This is a genomic window from Pseudovibrio sp. Ad37 (assembly GCF_001623075.1).
Taxonomy (GTDB): Bacteria; Pseudomonadota; Alphaproteobacteria; order Rhizobiales; family Stappiaceae; genus Pseudovibrio.
This window is the reverse complement of sequence record NZ_LMCF01000047.1, coordinates 1-11,431: the sequence shown is the minus strand read 5'-3', so window position 1 is coordinate 11,431 and position 11,431 is coordinate 1. Positions and strand designations below refer to the sequence as shown.

Here is an 11,431-nt window from a genome sequence, read left to right as displayed (position 1 = left end):
CATCCTTACCGATATTCGCGGGTCGACCTTCATTTCTTATCGACCTCAATTAAGATTGGAACGGAGACCTTCGTGATTACAACAACAAGACGCCAATTCATGGCCGGGATCGCTGCAACAAGTGGCCTGCTGGCAACTCGAAGCTGGGCGTTTAACAACAACAGTCACCGCACGCTCAAACCCATTCCTGTAATTGACACGCTGAACTCCGTGGAGACACCTGTCCGGCTTGACCTGCAAATGGCACAGCACAACTTTGGCAATGGTACGCTTTCTGACACGTTTGGCATCAACGGCACATACCTAGGGCCTATCGTCCGCGTCAGAAAAGGGCAGGAAACTGCATTTGAGTTGACCAACAAAATTAATGAGCCAGCTGCAATCCATTGGCATGGTCTGCATATCCCCGGAAGTTTAGACGGCGGCCCTCATCAGGCCCTGGAGGTGGGAGCGACCTGGAAACCTGTTTTGCCAATTGCCAATCCTGCATCGTTGAACTTTTACCATGCCCACACACATGGCAGCACGGGCTATCAGGTTTATCAAGGCTTAGCAGGCGTCCTCATTGTGGAGGATGATAACAGCCTTGCAGCGGACCTGCCCAAAACGATGGGTGTCGATGATTTTGTGCTCGTATTGCAGGACAAAAAGCTGGATTCAACGGGCAGTGTTGTTTTCTCACCATCCAACGTCAACGATACACTTGCGGTGAATGGCACCCTTGCTCCAACGCTTCAGAAAGTTGCACCCGGCCTCGTGCGCTTGCGCGTTCTCAACGCCTCCAACGGCGCATTTATTAAACTGTCCCTCTCAGAAAATCAGCCTATGCATGTCATTGCATCAGACGGTGGTTTTCTGACTAAACCAGTAAGCACCGACTTCATCATCCTGTCTCCGGGCGAACGCTATGAGATATTGGTGGATGCGAGTCATCCTGTCTCGTTGATGACCGTTCGTTTTGACGATGAGGAAATCATCGCAAAGCCAGGCATTGTCGATACAACGTCAAAAACAACACCTGTAATGGCTGTCGCACTCGTTCCGGATAAAAACAAACGTGGTTTTACAGGTTCGCTCCCAACCAATCTCTCCGTATTGCCAGCTGCAGAACCGAAAGCAGCTCAACGTATTCGCAGCTTTGACCTAAGCGAAGACGTGCCTCAGCGTTTTTCGTCCATCGCTCCAACCCTTGGCAATCGGTGTTATGGCAAAAACCAAATCGCAATGGGGATCAATGGCCGACCGATGGACATGAATTTCATCAATGAAGCTGTACCCACAGGTGAATACGAAATCTGGAGAGTAACCTCACAAGATGGAGCCCATCCATTCCACATTCACGGGTGTTCCTTCCGCATTTTGAAGCAAATGGGCGTTACCCCGCCTGATTACGCAAGTGGCTGGAAGGATATGATTTATGCTGCTCCCGGCTCTGTTTCAGAGCTTCTGGTCAAGTTCGACCATAAAGCAGACAGCAAGACCCCGTACATGTATCACTGCCACATCCTTAAGCATGAGGATTGCGGCATGATGGGTCAGTTCACGGTTGAAGATCATGCCACACCCTACTCAGCTCCCGTAGCAGTCTGATCTGCACTTAAGGTGTATTGATTGATCGAGTAGCCCGAGGAAATCGTTTTCATCGGGCTACTCAACTGACCTTAATTGCTCCAGTATAATGCGGTGCAGATCTTTGTCTGTTCGGCTGAACTTACTCGCCCCGCGGATACCGCTGGCTTTCTTCCAGGACATTCAGATCCATGTGGTTGCGCATGTAGCGTTCGGAGGCTTTTTGCAGGGGCTGGTAATCCCAAGGGTAGTGCCCGCCCTGACGAAGCGCTTCATACACGACCCACCTGCGCGCTTGACTGGCACGGACATCCTCATCAAAACGCTCCAGATCCCAACGCGCAGCGGCTTTTGTACGGAACTCGTCTGCGACCCTCTGATATTCAGGGTTTTGAGCCAGATTGTGAAGCTCATGCGGGTCAGCTTCCAGATCAAAGAGCTGATCTTCATCCAACAGGCATTTGTTGAACTTCCAACGGCCTTCTCGCAGTGACACCATAGGTGCATAAGAAGCTTCTGCCGCATATTCCATCGCAACAGGAGAGGTGCGCGTTCCCCCTTGCCCCAAGCCAACCAGCGTCTCTCCGGTAGTCCACGGCATCACCTCTGCCATACTGATGCCAGCCAAGTCACACAGCGTCGGGCACACATCAATGTTGCTGACGGGTGTCGTGACCAACCCAGCTTTCATTTGCGGAGCTGAAATCATCAGCGGCACACGTGCTGAGCCTTCGAAAAACGACATCTTGAACCACAAACCGCGCTCACCCAGCATATCGCCATGATCTGAAACGAACAGGATAATCGCTTCTTGCCGCGTGCTCTCCAGTGCAGTCATGACCTCACCGATTTTGTCGTCAATGTACGAGATATTCGCGAAATAAGCGCGGCGAGACCGGCGGATATCTTCCTCTTTAATATCAAAGGAGCGCCAGTCATTGGCATCAAAGATGCGCTTTGAATGCGCATCATGGTCCTCGTAAGGCATCGCAGGAACCTGCGGCAGAAGATGATCACAGTCCTCATAGAGATCCCAGTATTTCTTCCGTGCCACATAAGGGTCATGGGGATGGGTGAATGATACCGTCAGGCACCATGGCCGCTCATCATTGCCCCGCGCCAGATCGTAGACCTTACGCATGGCGTGGTAGGCGACCTCATCATCATATTCCAGCTGATTGGTGATCTCGGCGGTACCAGATCCGGTCACTGACCCCATGTTGTGATACCACCAGTCAATCCGCTCCGCAGGCTTGCGGTAATCTGGCGTCCAGCCAAAATCAGGCGGGTAGACGTCGGTGGTCAGCCGTTCTTCAAACCCGTGAAGCTGATCGGGGCCAACAAAGTGCATCTTACCCGACAAGCAAGTCTGATAACCCGCCCGGCGCAGGTGATGCGCGTAGGTCGGTAAGGAGGATGCAAACTCTGCTGCATTATCATACACACCAGTCGCACTCGGCAACTGACCTGACATAAACGAAGCCCGCCCCGGAGCACAAAGCGGAGACGCCGTGTAGGCATTTCTAAAACGAGTCGAACGCTCCGCCAGTTTCTTCAGGTTCGGCGCGTGGAGCCAATCAGCGGGACCATCAGGAAACAGAGTTCCGTTCAACTGATCGACCATAAATATCAGAATGTTAGGTTTGCTCATCGGGTCCCGGCTGACGTCTAGAGATAAGGAAGGGCCTGCACGCTCATCTACATGCGCTCTTGCATCATCACCAAACACAAGAACTGAAGCGCGAGTCAGTAATACTCCCTATGCATACAACGTCAGTTAGGTGATGAATAGAGAGCCTGACCTGAGACTATCTCGAGATAAACTGAGGCAAGACAACATCTGTCAGCCATACACCGTTGTCAGATTGATAGAACTCCACGCCCTCAAGTTGCATTCGTTCTGAGTTGATTAAAAGGACAATGGGCTTGCCATGGCGTTGACCGACTTTGATAGCTGTCTCTCTGTCTTGGGAAAGGTGAACGTGATGACGCGATTGGGCCTTCAGGCCTTGCTTCATAATTGAGTCCCAGTTTTGCTCAGCTGTACCATGATAAAGGACGGCTGGCGGCGTCACGGGGATAAGTTTCAGATCCACTTTGACGGAATGTCCCTGATTTGCGCGGATGTGAATTTTATCATCTGACAGCTTAAAACGTTGCTTGTCGCTTTCAATCACCACCTGCTCAATCATTTCAAATGTCAGCTCGATCTGAGGTTTTGCACGTTCGATCAACTCGTTGATGTTTGCCCAACCTTCCGGGTCAAGCTGCAAACCGATTTCCTCTGGCTTATGTCGAAGGATGAAACTTAGGTACTTGCTGGCCGCAACGGCATCGGTATTGTTTATTTTGGGCATGAAGCTTCTAACTTTTTCTTGGCAATAAATACGAGAATCATTGATAAGCTATCGTGGTAGCATGGGTTTTCCAAGGCACTCAACTTTCCTGTCTTTTTCTCTGCCAAGTTCCATGGTATTGCCATAGTCCTCTGACTATTCAGCGCCATTCTTTGTTTGAGAGTTGACCGACAGCTGCATGCCGTTTCGTTTAATGACATTGCTGAGATCTGCCCTGCTCACGTGCATCACTCTGATGCTCGTGTTTTTTATCATGGGCCGGTCAACGCCCTCACATGACCTGGGTGCGCTGGTGCAAACCACCTACCTACGATTATCGTCAGAAACATAAATTCCCTGCAGTGCCCCACCCACTTAAATTACCAGATCCCGATAAACAACCACACATTCAGAAGCATTCGATGGATGAAAGGATGCCGTCTCTCGGCACTCTTCCTCCTCCACTAATGCTATGAAGCGTACTTCGTAGTGACTCCGTCAGCAAGCGTTTTTGGAACTGGATTTTCGTCGCTTTGATCAAATATTGAATGGTATCGATCCATCACCAATGTTAAAATTGTCTCTTTTCTACCAATCGCAGCATTAACTCGATCACTTTAAGCAGACTGAATTTTTTTGTTACATTACACGACAACCTCTTCACCAATCTCACCTACATATGCCCCCTACAGAGATTGCCAAGTTGCAAGTAGTTTCAAAGTCTTTGGTTGTAATACATAAGTATTCTCTACGTAAGTAGGCGTGTACAAGTTGACTTTGGGGGAACAAACTGGGTGCTGAAGGTGGCTTGTGTGGGAGTCGTTGGAGGATCTTGTGATAGCTCAGTTCCGGCTTTGGGGAACTGACGCAACGCCCTCCTGATGAAGTGGGGCGGGTTTAAGGGAGCAAGTGGCTAGCTGTGTAAGTCTGCGAGCTCGTAACTCTACGCAAATGTAAAGCTTAGATTCTAAAAAAGGTGATGTTTTTGATGGGATTCAACGTCATCTGAGCGGCTTTTCTTGATGGGGTTTGTTAGGCCAAACAAGATCAACAAATACTCTCCAAGCCAGCTGACCAGTGGGAGGTACTGGTCATCAACAGCAAATCCAGTTTGAGATTTGGGGGCATATGCCGTCCGGGTGAATTTCATCCGGCCCAAACGGGAGGAGAGCATGTCAGATAACTCATCCAACAACGCGTATTGGGCTGCCAATATGCGTATCATCAAAATAAGCCTCGTTATATGGGCTCTGGTCTCGTTCGGGTTTGGCATTTTGCTGCGCCCGCTGCTGAGCGGCATTCGTGTTGGCGGCACTGATCTGGGGTTTTGGTTCGCACAACAGGGTTCCATTCTGGTCTTCCTGGCGATCATCTTTTTCTACGCCTGGCGCATGAACCGTCTCGACCGTGAACACGGCGTTGAAGAAGAATAGGGGCTTTTCAGATCATGGATCAGTTTACTATCAACTTGCTATTTGTGGGCAGCTCCTTTGCGCTCTACATCGGCATCGCGATCTGGGCCCGTGCGGGTTCCACATCTGAATTTTACGCTGCTGGCCGCGGCGTCCATCCTGTCACCAACGGCATGGCAACTGCAGCTGACTGGATGTCTGCGGCATCCTTTATTTCCATGGCCGGTCTTATTGCGTTTACCGGTTATGACAACTCATCCTTCCTGATGGGCTGGACTGGTGGCTATGTGCTGCTGGCACTGCTTCTTGCTCCGTATCTGCGCAAGTTCGGCAAGTTTACAGTCTCTGAGTTCATCGGCGATCGCTTCTACAGTCAGACCGCTCGAATTGTTGCCGTGGTTTGCTTGATTGTTGCGTCAACCACTTACGTGATCGGTCAGATGACGGGTGTTGGTGTTGCCTTTGGTCGTTTTCTGGAAGTTGACAACACAACAGGCCTGTTGATCGGTGCCTGTGTTGTGTTTGCTTACGCTGTGTTCGGCGGCATGAAGGGCGTTACCTATACGCAGGTCGCTCAGTATGTGGTGCTGATTACCGCTTACACCATTCCAGCAGTTTTCATCTCGCTGCAATTGACTGGCAACCCAATTCCAGGTCTTGGTCTGTTCGGCAATGATGTTGCAAGTGGCGAACCACTTCTGACCAAACTGGATCAGGTAGTGACTGAGCTTGGCTTCAATTCATATACCTCAAACAATGCTGACACCTTCAACATGGTGCTGTTCACGCTGTCTCTGATGATCGGTACCGCTGGTCTGCCGCACGTGATCATGCGCTTCTTCACCGTACCTAAAGTGGCTGATGCACGCTGGTCCGCAGGTTGGGCGCTGGTGTTCATTGCACTGCTTTACATCACCGCTCCTGCAGTTGGCGCGATGGCACGTCTCAACATCACAGATATGATGTGGCCAAACGGCGGCATTAATGGTGGCGCTGTTGAAGTTGCACAGATTAAGAACGACCCTAAATACGACTGGATGCATACCTGGGAAAAGACAGGACTTCTGGCTTGGGAAGACAAGAACGGCGACGGTAAAATCCAGTACTACAACGACAAGAGTGAAAAAATGCAAACTCTTGCCGGTGAAAAAGGTTGGGTTGGAAATGAGCTGACAAAGTTCAACCGAGACATCCTCGTGCTGGCGAACCCGGAAATTGCAAACCTGCCAGGTTGGGTGATTGGTCTGGTGGCGGCAGGCGGCTTGGCAGCAGCACTTTCAACGGCTGCAGGGCTCTTGCTCGCAATATCCTCGGCGGTTAGCCATGACTTGATCAAGGGGGCTATTAAGCCATCAATCTCAGAAAAGAGTGAGTTGATGTCTGCCCGAGTGGCCATGGCGGTTGCGATTGTAGTGGCAACCTATCTGGGGCTCAATCCTCCTGGCTTTGCGGCACAAACGGTGGCACTGGCGTTTGGTCTTGCGGCGGCATCCATCTTCCCTGCGCTGATGATGGGTATCTTCTCAACCCGCATCAACAACACTGGTGCTGTTGCAGGTATGTTGTCTGGTCTGGTTGTGACCCTTGTCTACATCTTCCTGCACAAGGGCTGGTTCTTTATTCCAGGCACAGCCAGCTTCTCTGATGCTGATCCGCTGCTTGGTACGATCAAGTCCACATCGTTTGGTGCGATTGGTGCGGCTGTGAACTTCGCTGTTGCTTACTTTGTTGCAGGCATGACGAAGGAAACACCTCAGGTGATCAAGGACCTCGTGGAAAGCGTACGTATCCCACGTGGAGCCGGTGCAGCTCAGGACCATTGATAACTCATGCGGGTTGCTGAACCTCAGTAACTCGCTGTCTTTTGATCCTGTCCTGCCCGGCCTATGCTGGGCAGGACTTTATTTCTTCCAGCTGAAGGCGGAGCCATGCCTCTTACATCAGAGCAAGTCCTGCAGTTTCTGAAATCCGTGCATCCCTATGATGCTCTTCCAGAGACGGATCAAGAGGCATTGTCTCATCAGGTAACTGTTTGGGAGCGTGTCCATGGTGCTGGTATCTATGAGTTGGGAGACCAACTGCCGGGGCTCTTCCTAATCTACGACGGTGGCGTTGAAATCCGCGATAAGAATGATGCCGTTATAAGCCGTCTCGGCATCCGCAACTCGTTTGGAGAGCGTGGATTGTTTTTGGATGGACGCGCGGTTACATCCGCAAAAGCTGGAGAACCAACCGTCCTTTTGGTGCTCCCGCCAGCACTACTGACAGAACTGATTGCAGCGCATCAGCCGGTTGCCCGTTTCTTTGATCGAACACAAACGCCGCGGACCCGCGAAAATGACTTAGCCGCCATTCCAATTGAATCGTTTATGGCGGCCAACCCGGTTACCTGCCGACCTGACGATACAGTGCAACATGCAGCTCAGCAGATGAGGGATGCCCGCGTTTCCTCGCTTTGTGTGACAGATGCAAAAGGTGGGCTGATCGGGATCATTACGGTCAGAGATCTCTCCTTCAAGGTTTTGGCCTCTGCTTTATCAGTTGATACTTCGGTTGAAGCTGTCATGACGGCTAATCCCATAGTGCTTGCCCCATCAGCAATCGGGTCAGATCTGCTGCACTTGATGATGGAACGCCGTATTGGGCATGTCCCAATCGTGGAGAGTGAGCGTCTCGTCGGCATGGTGACGCAAACGGATCTGACGCGGTTTCAGGCCATCAGTTCAGCAGAATTGGTCAGCGAAGTTGCTAAGGCCAAGGATGCCTATGACATAGCAAGGGTAACTGCCCGGATTCCAAACCTGCTGGTGCAACTGGTCGCTGGTGGCAGTCGGCACGAAATTGTCACGCGATTGATCTCTGATATTGCGGATGCTGCAACGCGTCGCCTACTGGCTCTGGCAGAAGAAAAGCTCGGCCCTTCGCCGGTTCCGTACCTCTGGCTTGCCTGTGGTTCGCAGGGGCGCCGCGAACAGACCGGAGTCAGCGATCAGGACAATTGCCTGTTTTTGGATGATCGCGTCACTGACGAACAGCGGCAAGGGTACTTTGCAGATCTCGCCAAATTCGTATGTGATGGGCTAAACACCAGTGGTTATATCTACTGCCCTGGTGACATGATGGCGACGAACCCGCGCTGGAGCCAGCCGTTATCTGTCTGGAAATCCTATTTTGAAGGCTGGATCAACAAACCGGACCCTGAAGCCCAGATGCTTAGTTCTGTTATGTTCGATCTCAGACCAATCGGCGGCGAGGTCTCCCTCTTTGAAGACCTGCAAGCGCAAACGCTGGAAGCCTCAAGCCGTAACTCGATTTTCGTGGCGCACATGGTCAGCAATTCGCTGAAACATACGCCTCCGCTCAGCTTGCTGCGCGGGTTGGCAACCATACGCTCGGGTGAGCACAAAAACACGCTGGACATGAAACACAATGGCGTGGTGCCGGTGGTTGATCTGGCGCGCATTTATGCACTGCAAGGGCAGATCGGAGCCGTCAACACCCGCGCCCGTCTGGAAGAGGCTCGCGAGAGCGGCCAGCTGAGCAAATCCGGCGCCGGGGACCTTCTGGATGCTTATGACCTGATTGCCGAGATGCGGATTCAGCATCAGGCAGAGCTGGTCAAACAGGGATCACAACCAGACAATTTCCTGCAACCTTCAAGCCTGTCAGATTTTGAACGCTCCCATGTACGGGATGCGTTTGTTGTCGTCAAAACCATGCAGTCAGCAATCGGGCATGGCCGGGGAATGTTGAGCTAGAGCGCGTTCCGTTTGATCGGATAGAATCAAACGAGGAATTCGCTCCGCTAGAGACCAATAATAATCAGAGCTGTGAGTAGATAAAACACAACCACAGCCACCTGGGAGGAATAACATGTTTCTTGAATTGATCGGGACCTTCATTGCAGGCGTCGCCGGAGCTGGTCTTGTGATGTTGATCAATCATGTTCTTGGCGGGCGTTTGCCGCGCTGGCTCGTGCCGATCGCTGCCGGTGCAGCCATGCTGCTGGCAACAATTTCAAGCGAATACAGCTGGTATTCACGCACCAAACAAACCCTGCCTGAAGGCATGGTTGTTGCTGAAACAGTAGAAAGCAAAGCCTTTTATCGTCCATGGACCTATCTGTATCCATTCACGGAAAGATTTGTCGCCATTGACACTGCCACGATCCAGACCCACCCGGAGCAGCCGGGCATGAAGCTGGCGCAGGCATATTTCTTTGGCCGCTGGTCACCAATAAACAAACTTCCTGTACTCACCGATTGCACCACCAGCCGACGAGCAGCGCTGGCTGACGGAATCACTTTTGAGAAGGGCGGAAGCGTCTCGGGCGCTCAGTGGGTTTCGGTGCCGGAAAATGACAGGATCACCTCAACAATATGCGGAGCGGGGTAATGTTGACAGGCCTCAGCTTGCGATTTCGGATTTTCCTCTTGTTCGCGGGTGTCGCCGCAGCAAGCTGTGCTGTCGTCGGAGCTGCGCTTTACTTCGGATACACCCGTATTACGGACACAACACCGGCCTCGGGTTTCTTGTTGGCTGGTATACTATCCACCTTCGGCCTTCTCGCGATCTCGGTCAGCATCTGGCTTCTGTTTGACGAAAATGTTGCCAAACCAGTGCAGCGTCTTTCCGCTGCCATCCGCACGACAGCTCATGCCAACGTTGATGCCTCAATTGATCTTGAAGAGGCCAAATATCTGGGAGATCTCGCCCCCGCGGCTCATGCAGTTGCCTGGCGTTTAACCAATGACAGTGCAGAAACAGATGAGTTGGTTTCTGATGCAACGGCGCAGCTGGCGAGCGAGCGCGAACAGCTCGCCTTGCTGTTAACTGAGATCCCCGTCGCCATCGTGCTCGTCAGCCATGCACACAAAATCATGCTTTATGACGGGCAAGCTGCAGACATTCTTGGGCAGGTTCATGTTCCACGTTTGAGTGCATCCATCTTTGATTACTTTATTGAGGAAGAGGTGCGTGCTGCCTATGATCAGCTGATCGAATTAAAAACAGAAATTACTGTTGATGTGAAAGGAGCTCGTGGCAACCTCAATTTTCAATTGCGCCTTAAAAAACTCAGAGGGATGTCGGGCTATATGATCCTGATTGGCGATGCGACCGTGCGCATCGCACCAGAGGCACCGCGACCTCTGATTTATGACTTTGAGGCGGCTCAGCACCATTGTGAAAAGGAAATTGAGGAGCGTTCTCTGCGTGATCTCAGCTTCGTCGTTTTCGATACAGAAACAACCGGCCTCATGCCGAATAAGGACGACATTGTCCAGATCGGGGCCGTGCGGGTTGTCAACGGACGTATCATTCCCGGTGAAACAGTGGACCAACTCGTCAATCCGGGCAGACCCATTCCGGCTGCCTCAACCGGAGTTCACCGGATCACAGATGACATGGTGGCAGATGCTCCAGACCCGGTGACTGCAATTTCAGAGTTTCATGCTTTCGCCAAAGACTCCGTCATTGTTGCGCACAATGCGCCGTTCGACATGGCATTCCTACATCGATACGGCCACTTGTCCGGCCATGCCTGGGACCATCCGATCCTTGATACAGTCCTCTTGTCTGCTGTCGTTTTCGGCGCAGATCAGGTGCACACTCTCGACGCCCTTTGCACCCGCCTTGGCATAGAGATCCCCATAGCTTCGCGCCACACAGCCCTCGGCGACGCCCAAGCCACCGCCCAAGCCCTCTGCAAACTCCGCCCCCTCCTATCCTCGCACGGCCTCAACACCTTCGGAGAAGTCATCGAGCAAACGAGGAAACATGGGCGGCTGTTGAAGGATATGAACTAGATTTGTGGGTGTTGGCCAGTCGACTATTATGAAGCTAGGAAAATTTTACCTTACGGCCTCTCCACCTTTCCTGTGTTCGCACTTGATACTTTCAATTTAAGAGCTGGCTCGGGAAATTTGGACAGGTTGTGAAAGTGGATTTAGCTCCTGAAACTGGCATGATGCCAAGAACAGGAGACCATCATGAGCAGACGTCCTCGCCGGAACCATAGCCCGGCTTTTAAAGCGAAAGTGGCACTTGCTGCTATTCGCGGAGAAAAAACCTTGAGTGAGTTAGCTCAGGACTTTGATGTGCACGCGAACCAGA

Annotated in this window: 9 protein-coding genes; 7 read left to right on the top strand and 2 right to left on the bottom strand. The window is 51.8% G+C overall.

What is annotated here, in order from left to right:
• Positions 1–72 precede the first annotated feature (72 nt).
• Entirely contained in the window at positions 73–1,590 is a 1,518-nt protein-coding gene (locus tag PsAD37_RS10340; protein ID WP_153039714.1) for a multicopper oxidase family protein, read from the top strand.
• Between the two features lie 121 nt (positions 1,591–1,711).
• On the opposite strand, the gene betC is transcribed toward PsAD37_RS10340, so the two are convergent.
• Both betC and PsAD37_RS10330 read right to left on the bottom strand, forming a co-directional pair.
• Entirely contained in the window at positions 1,712–3,220 is a 1,509-nt protein-coding gene (betC, locus tag PsAD37_RS10335) for a choline-sulfatase (protein ID WP_063296130.1), read from the bottom strand.
• 157 nt (positions 3,221–3,377) lie between these two features.
• Positions 3,378–3,926 carry an RNA 2'-phosphotransferase gene (locus PsAD37_RS10330; protein WP_063296081.1) on the bottom strand — a complete coding sequence of 183 codons (549 nt, stop codon included), beginning with the start codon at positions 3,924–3,926 and terminating at the stop codon, positions 3,378–3,380.
• A gap of 1,151 nt (positions 3,927–5,077) precedes the next feature.
• On the opposite strand from PsAD37_RS10330, the gene PsAD37_RS10320 reads away from it, so the two are divergent.
• From PsAD37_RS10320 to PsAD37_RS10295, 6 genes are all read left to right on the top strand, one after another.
• Complete coding sequence (locus PsAD37_RS10320) at positions 5,078–5,338, top strand: DUF4212 domain-containing protein (protein WP_057462081.1); 261 nt, start codon at positions 5,078–5,080, stop codon at positions 5,336–5,338.
• Between the two features lie 14 nt (positions 5,339–5,352).
• Positions 5,353–7,140: a sodium:solute symporter family protein gene (locus tag PsAD37_RS10315; RefSeq protein WP_063296079.1), complete on the top strand. Its 1,788-nt coding sequence runs from the start codon at positions 5,353–5,355 to the stop codon at positions 7,138–7,140.
• A gap of 105 nt (positions 7,141–7,245) precedes the next feature.
• Positions 7,246–9,075 (top strand): DUF294 nucleotidyltransferase-like domain-containing protein, encoded by a 1,830-nt coding sequence (locus PsAD37_RS10310; protein WP_063296078.1) that lies wholly within the window; start codon positions 7,246–7,248, stop codon positions 9,073–9,075.
• Positions 9,076–9,190: 115 nt separating this feature from the next.
• Positions 9,191–9,712 carry a hypothetical protein gene (locus tag PsAD37_RS10305; RefSeq protein ID WP_063296077.1) on the top strand — a complete coding sequence of 174 codons (522 nt, stop codon included), beginning with the start codon at positions 9,191–9,193 and terminating at the stop codon, positions 9,710–9,712.
• Positions 9,712–11,124: an exonuclease domain-containing protein gene (locus PsAD37_RS10300; protein WP_063296076.1), complete on the top strand. Its 1,413-nt coding sequence runs from the start codon at positions 9,712–9,714 to the stop codon at positions 11,122–11,124. Before PsAD37_RS10305 ends, PsAD37_RS10300 begins: the two co-directional genes overlap by 1 nt.
• A gap of 183 nt (positions 11,125–11,307) precedes the next feature.
• A partial coding sequence (locus PsAD37_RS10295) for a transposase (protein WP_193778219.1) occupies positions 11,308–11,431 on the top strand: 124 nt, incomplete at its 3' end.

Coding starts and splice junctions, on each gene's coding strand:
- betC (WP_063296130.1), bottom strand. CDS start 3,220: ATGAGCAAACCTAACATTCTGATATTTATGGTCGATCAGTTGAACGGA.
- PsAD37_RS10330 (WP_063296081.1), bottom strand. CDS start 3,926: ATGCCCAAAATAAACAATACCGATGCCGTTGCGGCCAGCAAGTACCTA.
- PsAD37_RS10320 (WP_057462081.1), top strand. CDS start 5,078: ATGTCAGATAACTCATCCAACAACGCGTATTGGGCTGCCAATATGCGT.
- PsAD37_RS10315 (WP_063296079.1), top strand. CDS start 5,353: ATGGATCAGTTTACTATCAACTTGCTATTTGTGGGCAGCTCCTTTGCG.
- PsAD37_RS10310 (WP_063296078.1), top strand. CDS start 7,246: ATGCCTCTTACATCAGAGCAAGTCCTGCAGTTTCTGAAATCCGTGCAT.
- PsAD37_RS10305 (WP_063296077.1), top strand. CDS start 9,191: ATGTTTCTTGAATTGATCGGGACCTTCATTGCAGGCGTCGCCGGAGCT.
- PsAD37_RS10300 (WP_063296076.1), top strand. CDS start 9,712: ATGTTGACAGGCCTCAGCTTGCGATTTCGGATTTTCCTCTTGTTCGCG.